Genomic DNA, 15,842 nt, shown 5'->3' with positions numbered 1-15,842 from the left:
CTCCATAGGGCCTCATTAACAAAACGACGGTTCCCGTAATGGGAACCGTCGTTGTCTGTACCGCTAAGAACGCTTGCTTACGTCGAAATATCTTGTTGACGGGTCGCTTCAATTCGGGTTGGCCGGACATATTCTCCCTCGCGGATTCCCGTGTTGGCCTTTACCGCCACCTCGGTAAAACGCTTCAGATCATGCTCGCGGGACAGAATAGTCCCCAAGTAGGCGCCGATGAAGCCGAGCGGCACGGAGATGATGGCCGGGTTCGTGAGCGTGAAGAACGGTTCGCCTACGAGGATAGCGGCGCCTTCAACCGGCGAGAATACGTTCGGGCTGAAAAATACGATGATTAAAGAAGAGATCAATCCGGAGAGCATCCCTGTAATCGCCCCTGCCGTGTTAAATCGCCGCCAATAGATCGTACACAAGATAACCGGCAAATTGGCGCTGGCCGCAACGCAAAAAGCGAGGGAAACCAGGAAGGCTACGTTCATTTTCTGCGCAACCAAAGCAATCAGGATGGAGACGACGGACACTCCCAGAGATGCGTATTTGGCCGCCAGCATTTGTTGCTTTTCGCTTGCCTTGCCTTTTTTGATAATTTGGCTGTAGATGTCGTGGGCGAATGCCGAGGCGCCCGATAGAACGAGTCCGGCAACAACGGCAAGGATGGTTGCGAATGCGACGGCCGAGACAAACGACATCAGGAAATCCCCGCCCAACGCTTCGGCGAGCAGAGGGGCCGCCATATTGCCCGCCGCATTTTGTTCTTTGATCTTTTCAGCGCCGACAAAAGCGGCTGCTCCGAATCCCAGAAAGATCGTCAAAATATAGAAGATCCCGATGATCCAGGTTGCCGTGTTGACCGAGCTTCTGGCGGTTTTTGCGTCTTTTACGGTGAAAAAGCGCATCAGAATATGCGGCAGTCCTGCGGTTCCGAGGACAAGGGCGATCATCAACGAAAGCGTATCCAAAGGATCTTTATATTTGACGCCCGGATTTAAATAGTCGGCGCCTAATGGAGTAACCGCTTTCATTTCCCGGAACATGGACAACAGATTAAAATCGAATTTGGCCAAGACCAGAAAAGAGATGACGACCGTTCCGGCCATCAACAAGACCGCTTTTATAATCTGTACCCAACTTGTTGCGATCATTCCGCCAAAGATGACGTAAATCGTCATCATGACGCCTACAATTAAGACGGCAAGCCAATAATCGATATGGAATAACAACTGAATGAGCGCACCTGCGCCGACCAACTGGGCGATCATGTAAAAGATCACGATCATAATGGTGTTAACGGCCGCTACTCCCCGCACTTTCTTCGCATCGAATCTGGCGCTGATCATATCGGCAAGCGTATATTTGCCGAGATTTCTTAAAGGCTCCGCCACCAGGAACAGCACCACCAAGTAGGCGATCAAAAATCCGATGCTGTAAAAAAATCCGTCAAATCCGCTTAGAGCAATCATCCCCGCGATGCCGAGAAAGGATGCGGCGGACAAATAATCGCCCGCGATGGCCAAGCCGTTCTGCCAACCGGTCAGACCGCCGCCGGCCGTATAAAATTCGTTTGTGGTTCGGGTTTGCTTAGCCGCGATATAAGTTACGACCAGAGTAATGGCGACGATGCTTAAAAACAGGATGATGACCGTTGCATTCATTTTGCTTGTTCTCCTTTTTCGGTAAATTCGGTCAGAACTTCTTCGGCTAAGCGGTCAAAGGATGCGGCTTTCTTGACATAGACCGTGCAGAGAATCCAAGTCATGATGAACTGGGCGATGGCGAACAGCCAAGCCCATGAAATATCTCCGATGGCCGGCTGATTCAGAATCTTGGTATACGATGTGAGAATCGGGAGCGTGAAGTAGAAGGCGAGAAAGAGTAGGGTCAGGGGGACGATCAGTTTTTTCTTGGAGGAGATTAATTGCCTGAACTTGCTGCTGGCCGCAATCGCTTCATAATCCAAGCCTGCGTTTTTTTCACCGCTTTTTCGTTGGAGGTCTTGCCCCATTCGGTTCACTCCTCTTCGTTCGATCTCCCAATTATTGTAAGTAAAAACAATCGGGTTGTCAACATAATATTGAGATGATTCAGAATAGGGGCGCGGAAACGGCGATCCTTTGTTAACGCGCGGCATGCCTCGTGCCCCGCCCGAAGCCCGGCGAGTCGTTCAGCCTTAAAAAAACAGTTGAATCTTGTCGAAAACGCCCGTACACTAAAGCAAGAAAGCGAAAGTCGCAACGGGACGGCGAACAAGGCGGCGCATAAGGAGAAAAAGGAGGGCGGGACGCGACAGCCGCTGACGACCGGGAACCGGAGGAGAGGAAAGGGGCGCCCAAAAGAACGGCTTCGTATGCCGAATACAAGGAAAATAATTCATAATAACATTGAATTTTTGCACAAATCTAAATTTATACCGGGGGACGATTATGAATACGCAAACATCCAATAATCATCAGGCCCCTCGCGGCGATCATCCGGAACGGTTCAGCTCGGTCGGATTTATCGTGGCGGCGATCGGCAGTTCGGTCGGACTGGGCAATATGTGGAAATTCCCTTACATCACCGGCGAATATGGCGGCGGCGCGTTTTTTCTGTTGTTTATTGTCAGTCTGATCCTGATCGGCTTGCCCATTCTGCTGGCGGAGATGACGATCGGCCGGGGCGGCCGGGGCGATTCGGCGACGGCGATGTTCAACCTGACCGGAAGCAAATACTGGCGTTTGTTCGGGCTGATGTCCGTGCTGTGCGCCTTCGTGATCATGTCCTATTATACGGTAGTGGCCGGATGGACGCTGCATTACACGGTGGAGTCGTTCGCGGGCGTGTTGTTTCGCGGCGGCGACGATTTCCGCGGCAAGTTCGAGACGTTTGCGGGAAGCTACTGGCCGGTGCTCTGGCAAGTCGTCGTCATGGCGGGCTGCGCCTGGATCATCGCCAAGGGCGTGTCCGGCGGCATCGAGCGGTTCAATAAAATTTTGATGCCCGGTTTTCTGCTGATTCTGCTGTTGCTGATGGTTCGTTCCCTGACGCTGCCCGGCGCGGGCGAAGGGGTTCAATTTTTTCTGTGGCCGGATTTCGGCAAGCTGAGCGCGGAGTCGGTGCTGGTGGCGCTCGGGCACGCCTTTTTTTCGCTGTCGCTGGGCATGGGCTGCATGCTGACGTACGGCTCGTACGTCAGCCGGAAGCAATCGCTGGGGGTGGCGACGGTGGCCGTCGGCATCGGCGATTTGCTGTACGCGTTTATTGCCGGGCTGGTCATCTTTCCGACGGTTTTCTCTTACGGTCTGGAACCCGGCGAAGGGGTGGGACTGGCCTTTATGGCGCTGCCGGCGGCGTTCGCGCAGATGCCGTTCGGTTCTCTGTTCGGCGGCCTGTTCTTCCTGCTGCTGGCGATCGCCGCGGTGACGTCGGCTGTGTCGATTATCGAAGTGCCCGTCGCCTATGCGATGAACAATTGGAAGTGGAGCCGGAAAAAAGCTGCGTATGTGCTTTCTGCGGTTTGTCTGCTGTTCGGCATTCCGGCGGCGTTGTCCGTCGGCGGCGTATTCGGCGGTTTTCAGCCCGGAGGCAAAACGCTGTTCGACTGGTACGATTTCACCGCCGCTTACGTATTGATGCCGCTCGGCGGTCTGGTCGTATCGCTGTTCACCGGTTACGCGTGGAAACGGGCCAAAGAGGAAGCCGGACTGTCCGGTTTCTGGAACGGCGTCTGGATGTTTCTGATGAAGCTGGTGTCGCCGATTCTGATCGTGCTGGTCTTTTTGTATTCGGTCGGCATCATCTGAGGCGCGGGAATGCCGCGTCGGCTAGAGCTCCTTTGCGGAGCTCTTTTTTTATGGAGAAACGGAACGCAAGCGATCGCCGCGGCGGAAACCGACCAACCGCCGAATCGCGCAGGACCGATGTTCAACGCCTCGCCGATCCGTTATGATGGGAGTGTATTCTAGGTATTTGTCCAGAGGGAGAGCGGCCGTGATCGGATTGCCCGACTATGAAACGATCGAGCTGCTGCACGAAAGCAGCAAATCGCTGATATACCGCGCTCGCCATCGGGAGACGCGGCGCAATCGAATTGTCAAGATGCTGAAGCTGGGCGCGCGAAGCGCGGATGCGGCCCGTCTGCGGAGGGAGTACGACATCGCCCGCAGCCTGGAGATCGAGGGTGTGGTCAGGCCCGCCGAGTTCAGGGAATCGGCTAACGTGTCCTATCTCATCGTCGACGACTTCGGCGGCGAGTCGCTGCATCGGATGCTGAAGCGCTGCGGCCGTCTGACGCTTCCCGTCTTTCTCGACATGGCCGCGCAGCTGGCGCGCATCATCGGCCGTCTGCATCGCCATAAGGTCGTGCACAAGGATATCAACCCCCAAAACATCATCGTTCATCCCGAGACGCTGGAAGTGAAGCTGACGGGCTTCGGCGTCGCGTCGGTGCTTCTCAGTGAGCACCAAGATCCGGTGCCGCCCGAGCTTCCGGCGGGCACGCTGACGCATATGTCTCCGGAGCAGACGGGCCGCATCAGCCGCGTTGTCGATTACCGGAGCGATTTTTATTCGCTTGGCGCCACCTTCTACGAGATGCTGACGGGCAGGCTGCCGTTCGCCGAGTGCGATTCGATCGGCCTGATCCACGCGCATATCGCCAAGCAGCCGCTGCCGCCGCACCAGCTCGCGCCCGGCGTGCCGCAAGTCGTGTCCGATATCGTCATGAAATGCATGGCGAAGACGGCGGAGGAACGCTATCAAAGCGCGTTCGGCCTGGAGGCCGACCTCGAACGGTGCCGCCGGTCGCTTCGCGAAGCGGGTTCCGTCGAGCCGTTCCCCATCGGCGAGCGGGACCGGAAAGATATTTTCGCCATCCCGCAGAAGCTCTACGGACGGGATGGCGAATGGGCGGAGCTGCAGGCCGCTTATGCGCGCGCCGCCTCGGGCTCGTTCGCGTGCGTCCTGATCTCGGGAACGGCCGGCGCCGGCAAATCGAGTCTGGCGATGGAATTGAAGCGGGCCGCCTCGGGCGGGTTGTTCGTCTCCGGCAAGTTCGACCCGTTTCGGCGCGACGTTCCTTACAGCGGATGGACATCCGCCCTGCAGCAGTGGGTGCGGCAATTGCTCGCCGGCGGGGAGGAGCAGCTTGCGGTTTGGCGCGCCAAGCTGACGGAGCTCGCCGTATCCAGCGGGCAGGCGCTCACCGGGCTGATTCCCGAGCTGGAGCTGGTGATCGGCAAGCAGCCGGACGCGGAACGCCTTCCCGCGGCCGAGAACAGGCATCGGCTGCATGACATGTTCCGCAGCCTTCTGGAACGGATCGCGACGCGGGAGAAACCTCTCGTCCTGCTGCTGGACGACATCCATTGGGCCGACGACGGCTCCCTGGAGCTGCTGGGCGAACTGGCGAAGGAGTCGCCGGTCGGGTCCTTTTTGCTTGCCGCAACTTACCGGACGGAGGAGGCCGGCGACCATCCGCTCCTGTCCGGACTCGTGCCGGAGCTGCTTCAAGTCCCCGCCTGTTCGTGGATCGCGCTGGGGCGGCTCGCTGCCGAAGATATCGCCAGACTTCTCGCCGAGACGATGCGGACCGAGCTGGAGGGCTGCCGCGAATTGGCGGCGATTGTCGCGGACAAGACCGGGGGCAATCCCTTTTTCGTGAAGCAGTTTCTGGAAGTGATGCACGACCGGGGACTTGTCCGGTTTCATTACGAACGCGAATGCTGGGAGTGGGATTCCGAATCGCTGGAGGCGATGAACCTCTCCGATCACGTGATCCGTCTCATCGGGGAGAAGCTGGAGCGGCTGTCGCCCGAGGCGCGCCATCTGCTGCAAGCGGCCGCCTGTATCGGCTACGAGTTTTCTTCGGCGCATGTTGCGGCCCTGACGCGTATGCGGGAGAGCGAAGCGCAGACGCTGCTTCGCGACGCGGTGCGGCTGCGGTTGATCGCGCCCGCAGGGACGGGCTTCGGCCTCGCGGGAGCCGAGCCGCCCGGGCATTCCGCGGGAGCCGCGACCGAACGCTCGGCTGAGTACCGGTTTTTGCACGACCGAATCCGCGAGTATTGCTACCACCGGAATCCGGATGCGGTCGCCCGCTCTTACCGTCTGGCGGCGGGATGGCTTTTGCTGAAGGAATGGAACCGGGCGGAAGCCATCGACGACCGCCTGTTCGAGATCGTGAATCATCTGAATGCCGGACGGGAATGGATTCACGACGAGAGCGAGCGTCTTCGGCTTGCCGGGCTGAACCTGGAAGCCGGACTGAAGGCCAAAAGCGCCACCGCTTATCCGTCGGCCGCCGAATATTTGCGCGCCGGGATCGCTTGTCTGGACGAACGCGCCTGGGACGAGCATTTCGACCTCGCCTTCTCGCTTCATTTGAGTTATATGGAGGCCGCTTATTTATCGGGGAACTTCGAGCAGGCGGAGAGATGGTTCTCGTATCTGCTCGGCAGGGCGCGTAATCCGCAGGAGAGAGCGAACGTATACAACATCATGATTGTCATGTGCTTGCATAGAGGCTTGCACGAGCAGGCGGTCCGGATCGGGATGGAAGGGCTGGCGGCGTTCGGCGTCCGGCTGCCGAGGCGGGTGCGCCGGCGGCATGTATGGAAGGGGCTGCTCGCTACCCGCAGAAATTGGCTGTCCGCTCCGGCCCAGTCCATATTGCAGCTCCCGGTGATGACCGATCCGGAAATCAAAGCGCTCGCCAGTCTGATGCTGCACGCAAGCACGCCGAGCTATTTCGTCAATCCGGATTTGTACCTGCTCCTGATGATGAACATGATCGGATTGACTTTGAAGCACGGCCTGTCCGCGGAATCGGCGAACGCGTTTAACGCCTTGGGCATGCTGCTCGGTTCGGGGCTGGGGCAGTACCGCCAGGGCGAAGCGTACGGAATGCTCAGCCTGAAGCTGAACGAGCGTTATCCGAGCAGGATGCTGGACAGCAAGATTCACTTCGCCTTCGGCGCTTTTATCAACCATTGGACCCGGCATATCGAGACCAGCATCCCGTATCTGTGGCGTTCCTATCACACGGGGATACAGTCCGGGGACGTCGTATTTGCCGGGTACGCGATCACCTATATTTTGCTGATGCTGGAATTCAAGGGCGTGCCGCTGGAAGAGCTGCGCGAATTTATCGGCAGCCACAAGCCGTTTCTCCGGCGTATCCAAAACAGCGAGACGCTCCATATGATGGACGTGCTCGACCGGTACGTGCGCCATCTGGAATCGGACGGCCCCGGCTTGCAGCCGGAGCGGGACGAAGGAGACGAATCGGCTCTGGCTAACGAACTGGAGAAGCTGTGCAATCAGATCGTCCTTCAAGTGTTTCATATAAAAAAAGCGATGCTGCACTATTTGTTCGGCCGTTACGAGGACGCTTGGCGGAGTTCGCTGGAATCCGGCAAGCGGATAGGGGCGAGCCACTGCCTGTTTCACGTGCCGGAGCATTATTTTTATGAAGGCCTGATCGCTGCCGAGCTGCTCGGGCAAGCCGGCCCCGCCCGGAAGCCCGGCCTTGTCCTCCGGCTGCGGCGCGTTCGGCGCAAGCTTCGGCGGTGGGCGGCGTTCGCGCCGGACAATTACGAGCACATGTCTGCGCTTGTCGAGGCCGAGTGGATGCGCCTGCGGAACGACGACCGAAGGGCGGTCGACGCTTACGAGCGGGCGATTGCGAGCGCAAGGCGCGGGGGGTTCACGCAGGCCGAAGCGATCGCTTGCGAGCGCGCGGCGCTCTATTATGCGCAGCTCGGACGGCAGCGGCTGGCCCGCGATGCGATGGAAGCGGCGGTCCGGGCGTACGACCGGTGGGGCGCGCGCGCCAAGACGCGGCAGCTTGCCCGGACATACCCGCAGCTCGTCCCCGCCTTGCCCGCGTCCGGACGGGAGCAAGGGGCTTTCGCTCACACGAACTTGTACTCCTCGCCCGGTCTGGACTTGAAGGCGATCATCCGGACGTCGCAGGCGATCTCGGGCGAGATCGTGCTGGAGCGGCTGCTGCAAAAGCTGATGGGCGTACTTATGCAGACGGCGGGCGCCGAACGCGGGCTGCTGATTCTGAAGGAGGACGACGGCTACCATATCGAAGCCGAAGGCAGAGCGAGCCCGGACGGCTGGAGTTCCGGCGGCCGGCCGTCCGACACTGCGGGCACGGTGTCGGTGTTGCTGTCCCGTCCGCTTGAGGACGAGAACAATATCCCGAAGTCGCTGATTCATTACGTGATGCGCACGATGGAACCCGTCACGCTGGATTACGCTTCGCAGGACGGGTTGTTCACGGGAGACCCGTACGTGAGGCGGACCGGCTTGAAGTCGGCCTGCTGCGTGCCGGTCGTGCATCAGGGCCAATTAACCGCCCTGATGTATTTGGAGAACAATCTGGCTACGCACGCGTTTACGGCCGAACGCCAGTCGCTGATCGGCATAATCGCGGCGCAGGCGGCCATTTCCATTCGCAACGCGAGATTGTATACCGAGATGGAAAAGCGGGTCAACGAGCGGACGGACGAAATCATCCGGATGGAGGAATCCAGAAGAAATCTGTTCGCCAATATCTCCCATGACCTCGGGACGCCGCTCACTTCGATACAGGGGTACGTGGAGGCGATTCTGGACGGCGTCGTGGACGATCCGGAGGCGCGCCGCAAATATTTGAAGATCGTTCTTGCCCGGGTTCAAGGGATTCGCCGCCTGATCAAAGATTTGTTCCAGCTCAGCAAAATGGAGACGCGGCAGCTGCATTTCAACCGCAAAGCCGTTCCGGCGGCGGAGATGATCCGCGAGATGTTCCAGAAGCACGAGCTGGACACGTTGGAGGCGGGAGTCGGCTACCGCCTCGACATCGACGAGTCGCTGGACGGTGTCCAGGTGGTTGCGGACGAGCAGCGCATCGGCCAAGTGTACGACAATCTGCTCTACAATGCGCTTCGATACACACCTTCGGGCGGGCAGATTAGGGTTTCGGCCAGGCTGGAGGCTGACGGGGAATACGTGCTGATTCAGGTCGCGGATACGGGCAGCGGCATAGCGGCTCATGATTTGCCGCATATTTTCGAGAGATTTTACCGGGGGTCGAAATCCCGCGGCACCGCCGAAGGAGGGGGCAGCGGACTCGGATTGGCGATCGCGCGGGAGATCGTCACGCTGCACGACGGAGAAATCTGGGCCGAAAGTGAACCGGGGCAAGGCAGCGTCTTTTATTTTACCTTGCCCGTGCGGAAGCGCCCGGGTCAATCGGCCGCGGTCGAGAATTTATAGCCGACGCCGCGGACCGTCAATATGTATTTCGGATTGGCGGGAGTAGGTTCGATTTTTTTGCGCAGGTTGCTGATATGTACCATAACCGTTCGGGTATCGCCCATATGATCGGCGCCCCATATCAGGTCGAACAGCTCGTCGATGGAAAATACCCGCCCCGGCTGCTCCGCCATTTTGACGACGAGGCTGAATTCGGTCGCGGACAAGGGAACCGTCTGTCCGCCGATTTTCACTTCGTGCGCGGACAAGTCGACCGTCAGATCTCCGAAGACGAGCGTCTTCGGCCGATTGTGCCCCGGGAGCATCGATTGCCGCCGAAGCTGCGCTTTGACGCGGGCGACCAGCTCGCCGGGGCTGAACGGCTTCGTGATGTAGTCGTCTCCGCCGACGGTCAGCCCGACGATTTTGTCGGTATCTTCCGCTTTGCAACTGACGAAAATAACGGGGACGTTGGTCCATTTGCGGATTTGCCGGCACAGCTCCAAGCCGTCCGCGCCCGGCATCAAAATGTCCAGGATAATCAGATCGGGACAGAAGGACCGGATCTGCTCTTCGATATATTGTCCGTTCGGAGCGGTGTATACTTCGTATTGTTCTCTCGTCAGATACAGGCGTATCAGCTCGCTGATCTCCGGTTCGTCGTCGATGACAAGAATTCGTTCCCGAGCCATATGACGCACCTCCTATTTTTGCAATTCGACAAGAGGCGGAGGTTTCCTCTTTTCCGGCAAAAAGCGCGAAAGCGGGGACCGGAATCCCCGCTTCGCGACGTTGGCGTTTACGCTTCGTTGCGGCTGCGTCCGCCCAATCCGGCCAGGCCGATCAAGCCGAGCAGGCCGAGCCAGCCCCAGTTCCGGTTGCGCGTCGTGTCGGTTGCCGCTCTCACCGTATTGGCCGTGTAATTCCCGGTTTCGCGAACCCCTTCTCTGACGGCTTCTCCCGCCCGGGCAAACGGACGGCCGCTGTCATTCCTGTCGCCGTTGTTGAAGATGTCGTACCCGTACGTGTTGCGGTCGCGTAACCCGTCCGTGGCAGGCGAAGCGGCCGGATTCATGGCAGACGGCGATGCGACCGGAGTCGGGCTTGCCGCCGTATTGTTGGCCGCCGTGCCGGCCGCGTAAGCGGAACCGCTGCCGAGGGCGCATGCCAACGCAATTGCAGTGACAGTTGCACGTTTCTTCATTCGAGCATCTCCTTTTGACGTATAGGGATGAATGTAGCATCAGCGTTTTTAGATTGCCCGCAACTCCCGCTTGATACCGTGCCAAATCAAGATGGATTGTGATACGATGTAGGAATGGAAGCAAGATGCGGAAAGGACGTCTGCGATGGCCGAATCGTTGAACGGATGGAACAAAATTCATCAGGATGTGCTGCAGGAGAGAATCGTCCCGATCCGGACGATCGAAGAAAGCGAGACGGAAAGCTACGAGATCGTAAAGGATAAGGAAACCGGAGAACATTACCTCAGGTATTATTACATGCACCTGAATATTGCGGACGGTTCCCGCGAGCATTACAACCAGTTGCTGCCGCTTGATTCGGACGACGTGATCGGCATCATGTTCGGCGAGCAGCCTTACCGGTATCCGGAGCATTGGCGCAAGAAGTTTTTGCGCAACGGCCCCGAAGGCTATTACGTCTGGTTTGATCCGGGCGAAGATCCCGACCGAACCGAAGACGAGGCATACGGACGATGGCTGGCCGAACGTCTGTCCTCGTTCAAGCGGGACGGCCGGTTCGATCCCGAATCGGTGCAGAAGCTGCTCGATGAAATCGAACGGCGGGGGCGCCAAGATTAAGCGGGGCGGGGGATGAGAGATGGAGACGGATACGGCCTGGCGCGCCGGCGCATTCGGCCCGGCCGAAGCGGTCGTCCTGTTTGACGGGGAATGCTCCTTCTGCCATTCGGCGGTGCGGTTTTTGTACAAGCGCGATCCGGAGGGCAAGCTAAGGTACTGCTCCCTGCAATCGAAAGCCGCCGCACGGCTACTTCGGAGCGCGGGGATCGAAGCGAATTCGGCGCCCGACTCGTTTGCGCTGCTGCTGCGGGACGGCCGCGTTTATTGGAGGTCGGAGGCGGCGCTGCGCACGGCGCGGCTGCTGGGAGGAGCGTGGCGGGCGGCCTTCGCGCTGCGGGCGGTCCCGAAGCCTGTCCGGGACCGGGCTTACGATTGGTTCGCGCGCCGCAGACGGCGCTGGTTCGGCGGGCCGCAAGCCTGCTCGCTGCCGCCGGCGGAGCTGCGGGAGCGCATCATCGGCGATTAAATTGGAGGGTAGGGATAACGATGTCGGACGATCTCATGGAGGCGAGGGACGGAGGCCGCACGGCCGTTGTCGCCGGAGGAAGCGGGCTCGTCGGACGGGAGTTGATTCGAGGCCTGCTGGACGACCCCGTATACGGCCGGGTGGTGGCGCTGCTCAGGCGGAGGATGGACGTTCAGCATCCGAAGCTGGAGCAGCGGCTCGTCGACTTCGGCCGTCCGGACACGTATGCGGACAGCTTGTCCGGGGCGCACGACGTCTTTTGCTGCCTGGGCACGACCATCCGAAAGGCAGGCTCTCAGGAAGCGTTCCGGCTGGTGGATGAGAAATTCCGTTGACGCTCGCCGGGTTCGCCCGCGAGGCCGGCGCGGAAACATTTCTGATCGTGTCGGCGATGGGGGCGAATCCCTCCTCCCGAATGTTCTACAATCGGGTGAAAGGAACGGTCGAGCGAGAGCTGCGGAGGATCGGTCTGCCCCGGACGTATGTGTTCCGTCCGTCCCTGCTGCTGGGCCGGCGGGAAGAATTCAGAGCGGGCGAGCGGGTCGCCGTGGCGCTTGCGCCCCTGCTGAGCCCGCTGCTGACCGGGCCGTTCGCGAAGTATCGGCCGATCGCCGCGGCGGATGTCGCAACCGCGATGCGGCTAGCGGCCCGGTCGCAACGGCAGGACGAAGGCGATTGGACCGTCTTCGAGTCGGACGCGATCGCGCGGCTGGCGAGATCCGGCGGTTAAGCGCCGTCAGCCGCCGAAGCTCTCCCGGAACGCGCGGCACAGCCGTTGGGCGTCGATGCCCCAGAGCGCGGCGATATCGGGGCCGACCTCGCGGTCCCACCAGTCGCACAGCGCCTTGCGGTTGCTGCCGTTTTCGTGAATCCACAGCAGATTCGCCTTAACCCGCTCGCAGTAAAGGGTTTCGGCGGACTCCAGTTTGTCTTGGGGAACCCAGAGCTTGAGCCGTTTTACGGTCCGGTACAGCTCTTTGGCGCAAGCCCGGCGGATTCCCCGCGCGCTCGGCAGCGGCTTCCGGTATTGCTCTTGTGTGTACGGATTCAGCGTGATCCTCTCCTGTCGGTCGCCCGATGATCACGGGCTTTCGTACAGCGTATGCGGCGGAAGGGCAAGCGGTTCGCGCTCCGATGCCGAGGACAGGCAACGTTCCCGGTTGCGGAAAAATGGTTTTGCCTTTCGGCCGGTCGGATGGTATGATCGAAGTATTTTAGGATACAAGAAAAAGAAAATCGCGGCGTTTTATGTCGATTTTAGTACGCCGACGGTTCTGCGCCGGTCTTCGTCGGAGACTGGCAACGCCGTCAATTCCATGGGACTTGCATAAGCAGGAGGATTCGGGAACATGCAGCACCACAACCAGAAAATACTGGACTGCACCATTCGGGACGGGGGTCTTGTCAACAACTGGGATTTCAGCGTGGAGTTCGTGAAGGATTTGTACAAAAGCCTGTGCGACGCCGGCGTCGACTACATGGAGATCGGGTACAAAAATTCGCCCAAGCTGCTCAAATCGGCCAATGCCGGACCTTGGCGGTTTTTGGACGAGAAATTTTTGAAGGAAGTCATTCCGGTTAAAGGATACACGAAGCTGTCGGCGCTCGTCGATATCGGACGCGTCGACGAGGCGGACATTTTGCCGCGGGAAGAAAGCAGCCTGGACATGATCCGCGTGGCGACCTACATCAAAGAACTGGACAAAGCCCTGGAGCTGGTGCAAAAATTCCACGATCGCGGATACGAGACGACGCTGAACATCATGGCGCTGTCGCATGTTATGGAGCACGAGCTGGAGGCGGCGTTCGCCGAAGTGCGCGAGTCCCCGGTGGACGTCGTCTATATCGTCGATTCCTACGGCAGCCTGTCCCCGACGGACATCAGCCACTTGGTGGACAAATTCAAGCGCCTGCTGCCGAACAAGCTGCTTGGCGTGCATACGCACAACAACTTGCAGTTGGCTTTCGCGAATACGCTTGTGGCGGTCGAGAAAGGCGTGACGTTCCTTGATGCGTCCGTCTACGGCATGGGCAGGGCGGCCGGCAACTGCAATACGGAGCTGCTTGTGTCGCATCTGCGCAACCCGCGTTACGAAGTCCGTCCGCTGTTGGACGTCATCGAACGCCATATGTTGGACATTCGCAAGAAATGGGAATGGGGCTATATTATTCCGTACATGATCGCCGGGGCTTTGAACGAGCATCCCCGCGTCGCCATGGCGCTGCGGGCGTCCGAAGACCGGGATAAATTCGTCGAATTTTACGATCGGCTGACTTCGGTCGAAGTGGCGGGTTCGACGCAAGCGAGAGATTGACGGAAGCCAGGGATGACAAGCCGTCGCGCTTTTCGGAGCGGGGCGGCTTTTTGCATGCCTTCCCGCCGACGTGCCCGGCACCTCGCTATGTGGTAAAATAAAGGTCGGGCATGTCTCGCATGTCCGATTACAATGGCGTTTGTCGCGCCGGGGGAGCGGAAAACGTGAGAGAGATGCTGCATGATCTTGTGCAGAACGCTTTGCTGTGGATCGAATCGCTGGGCTATTGGGGCATTATGATCGGACTGATGATCGAAATCATTCCGAGCGAGATTGTGCTCGGCTACGGCGGATATCTGGTTTATCAAGGAAAAGTGTCTTTCTGGGGCGCCGTCTTGTTCGGCACCGTCGGCGGGGTGATCGCCCAACTGTTCGTGTACTGGATCGGGCGTTACGGGGGACGGCCGTTCCTCGAAAAATACGGCAAATACATACTGATCAACAAGCACCATCTGGATGTCGCGGAAAACTGGTTCAACAAATACGGAACGGGCGTGATCTTCACCGCCCGATTCATCCCCGTCGTCCGGCACGCGATTTCGGTGCCCGCGGGCATCGCCCGTATGCCGCTGTCGAGATTTACGCTGCTGACGACGCTGGCGGTGATTCCGTGGTCTATCTTTTTCGTCTGGCTGGGCCAATCGCTTGGGAAAAATTGGGGAAATATCGAAGAAGAAGGTTCCAAATATATCGGGTGGTTTATGGCAGGAGCGGTGCTGCTGCTGGGGGCTTATATCGGCTACAAGATGTGGCGGAGCCGCAAGGAGAAGGAGCGCAAGGCTTCGGTATCCGGCGTTGGCGCCGGGGCGGACGCGGCCGAAGCGGAACGGACGGTCGAGGCTCTCCTGCAATCGATGGAAGGGGATTACCGCGTGCTGCGGGGACGGCGCCTGCGCACCGGAAGCGGGGCTCTGGAGATCGATTGCATCGTCGTCGGGCCGAACGGCGTCTTCCACATCGACGCGAAAGATTGGCCCGGCGCGATCCGCTTCTCGGCGCAAGGCGTTCAGAAAGAAGCGGGGCCGGGTGGGGAGGACCCGACGGCCCGTCTGTACCGCCAGGAGTACGCGCTTAAAGAGCTGCTCCGGGAACACGGCCTACAAGCGGACATCGTCGGCATTCTCTGCCTGACGCATCCCGAAGCCAAGGTGGAAGGCTCGAGTCCGGCGTTTTACACCGTCAAGCCGGAGGGGCTTGTCCGGGCGATCCGGGATCACCGCGCTCAGAAGCCTCTCGATGCGGACGCGGCGAACCGGCTGGCGAAGCTGATCGAGGATCAAAGCGCGGGAGCGTGAGCCGCCGCGCCAAATCCGCCTGCCGCCGCGATTCGCGGTCCGGCCTGACGGCTGCGCGGGACGGATCGCTTTCTTTTCCGCTTGCCGGACGCATGTGGTAATATAGAAAGCAGCTTACGAATGAAGAGGAGGTTCGCGGCATGTCCAAGAACGTGGCGAACAAATTGAACAAAGGCATCCGTCCGCAGCAATTCATCGAGCGGATGACGAAAAATCAGGAGGCATTCCGGTCGTGGCAGGAGCAATTCGTCTGGCCGTCCGACGACGACCGCGAGTTTTTCGAATCGCTGAACAACCGCGACGACCTCCGTTGCCTTATCCTGGCCGCCGATTGGTGCGGCGATGTCGTGCGCAACGTGCCCGTCGTCTTTAAAGCGCTCGAAGTGTCCGGCATTCCGACCGAAGTGTTTATTATAGAAGAACATCCGGACTTGATGGATCAGTTCCTGACGATGGGCGGCCGGGCGATCCCGATCGTCATCTTCTCGGATACGTCCGGTTACGTGCTCGGACAATGGGGCCCCCGTCCGAAGCATGTGCAGGAAGTCATGGTTGCGTTCAAGCAGGCCAATCCGGATCGGGAAGCCGCCGATTATCAGGAGAAGCTGCAGAAAGCGCGCAAAGAGATGATGGCCCGCTACGGCGAAGGTACGGGTTATCACGCGTCGATCATCGCCGAGCTTCGCGACCTGCTCTCGGGGGTTTGAGC

At 59.3% G+C, this 15,842-nt stretch carries 13 protein-coding genes and 1 pseudogene; 10 read left to right on the top strand and 4 right to left on the bottom strand.

Annotated features, from left to right (window positions below; all coding sequences use genetic code 11):
- Positions 1-77: 77 nt before the first annotated feature.
- Both FE781_RS08680 and FE781_RS08675 read right to left on the bottom strand, forming a co-directional pair.
- Positions 78-1,664, bottom strand: coding sequence for a solute symporter family protein (locus FE781_RS08680; RefSeq protein ID WP_138789224.1), 1,587 nt, complete (start codon positions 1,662-1,664; stop codon positions 78-80).
- On the bottom strand, positions 1,661-2,140 hold the full coding sequence (locus FE781_RS08675) for a DUF485 domain-containing protein (RefSeq protein WP_342774295.1): 480 nt from the start codon (positions 2,138-2,140) through the stop codon (positions 1,661-1,663). The genes FE781_RS08680 and FE781_RS08675 overlap by 4 nt, the downstream gene beginning before the upstream one ends.
- Positions 2,141-2,432: 292 nt before the next feature.
- Between FE781_RS08675 and FE781_RS08670 the strand changes: the two genes are divergently transcribed.
- Positions 2,433-3,791, top strand: a complete 1,359-nt coding sequence (locus FE781_RS08670) for a sodium-dependent transporter (RefSeq protein ID WP_138789223.1) — start codon at positions 2,433-2,435, stop codon at positions 3,789-3,791.
- Positions 3,792-3,978: 187 nt separating this feature from the next.
- A complete protein-coding gene (locus tag FE781_RS08665; RefSeq protein WP_170209475.1) occupies positions 3,979-9,255 on the top strand; it encodes an AAA family ATPase in 5,277 nt (1,758 codons plus the stop codon).
- Here the strand turns inward: FE781_RS08665 and FE781_RS08660 are convergent.
- Together FE781_RS08660 and FE781_RS17445 are read right to left on the bottom strand one after the other, a co-directional pair.
- Positions 9,228-9,926 (bottom strand): response regulator transcription factor, encoded by a 699-nt coding sequence (locus FE781_RS08660; protein ID WP_138789221.1) that lies wholly within the window; start codon positions 9,924-9,926, stop codon positions 9,228-9,230. The two genes, FE781_RS08665 and FE781_RS08660, sit on opposite strands and share 28 nt — an antisense overlap.
- A gap of 107 nt (positions 9,927-10,033) precedes the next feature.
- Positions 10,034-10,438 carry a WGxxGxxG family protein gene (locus FE781_RS17445; protein ID WP_246068113.1) on the bottom strand — a complete coding sequence of 135 codons (405 nt, stop codon included), beginning with the start codon at positions 10,436-10,438 and terminating at the stop codon, positions 10,034-10,036.
- A gap of 145 nt (positions 10,439-10,583) precedes the next feature.
- Between FE781_RS17445 and FE781_RS08650 the strand changes: the two genes are divergently transcribed.
- The 8 genes and pseudogenes from FE781_RS08650 to FE781_RS08615 all read left to right on the top strand — a co-directional run bounded on the left by FE781_RS08650 (position 10,584) and on the right by FE781_RS08615 (position 15,840).
- Positions 10,584-11,057 (top strand): hypothetical protein, encoded by a 474-nt coding sequence (locus FE781_RS08650; RefSeq protein WP_138789220.1) that lies wholly within the window; start codon positions 10,584-10,586, stop codon positions 11,055-11,057.
- A gap of 19 nt (positions 11,058-11,076) precedes the next feature.
- Complete coding sequence (locus FE781_RS08645; RefSeq protein WP_138789219.1) at positions 11,077-11,523, top strand: thiol-disulfide oxidoreductase DCC family protein; 447 nt, start codon at positions 11,077-11,079, stop codon at positions 11,521-11,523.
- 20 nt (positions 11,524-11,543) lie between these two features.
- The gene (locus FE781_RS17790; protein WP_246068112.1) at positions 11,544-11,858 is read left to right on the top strand and encodes a Rossmann-fold NAD(P)-binding domain-containing protein; all 315 of its coding nucleotides are present in this window, start codon (positions 11,544-11,546) and stop codon (positions 11,856-11,858) included.
- Positions 11,855-12,253: a Rossmann-fold NAD(P)-binding domain-containing protein gene (locus FE781_RS17785; protein ID WP_246068111.1), complete on the top strand. Its 399-nt coding sequence runs from the start codon at positions 11,855-11,857 to the stop codon at positions 12,251-12,253. Before FE781_RS17790 ends, FE781_RS17785 begins: the two co-directional genes overlap by 4 nt.
- A 619-nt stretch (positions 12,254-12,872) precedes the next feature.
- Complete coding sequence (locus tag FE781_RS08625; RefSeq protein ID WP_138789217.1) at positions 12,873-13,838, top strand: aldolase catalytic domain-containing protein; 966 nt, start codon at positions 12,873-12,875, stop codon at positions 13,836-13,838.
- Between the two features lie 173 nt (positions 13,839-14,011).
- Positions 14,012-14,602: pseudogene (uptA, locus tag FE781_RS17775) on the top strand (undecaprenyl phosphate transporter UptA); the annotation flags it as partial.
- On the top strand, positions 14,585-15,133 hold the full coding sequence (locus FE781_RS17770; protein WP_281281885.1) for a nuclease-related domain-containing protein: 549 nt from the start codon (positions 14,585-14,587) through the stop codon (positions 15,131-15,133). The pseudogene uptA and the gene FE781_RS17770, both read left to right, overlap by 18 nt.
- Positions 15,134-15,273: 140 nt before the next feature.
- Positions 15,274-15,840, top strand: coding sequence for a thioredoxin family protein (locus FE781_RS08615; protein ID WP_138789215.1), 567 nt, complete (start codon positions 15,274-15,276; stop codon positions 15,838-15,840).
- Positions 15,841-15,842 lie beyond the last annotated feature (2 nt).

The sequence above is a fragment of the Paenibacillus thermoaerophilus genome (assembly GCF_005938195.1).
Classification (GTDB): Bacteria; Bacillota; Bacilli; order Paenibacillales; family Reconciliibacillaceae; genus Paenibacillus_W; species Paenibacillus_W thermoaerophilus.
The sequence above is the reverse complement of the archived record's forward strand: the minus strand, read 5'-3'. Positions and strand labels throughout refer to the sequence as shown.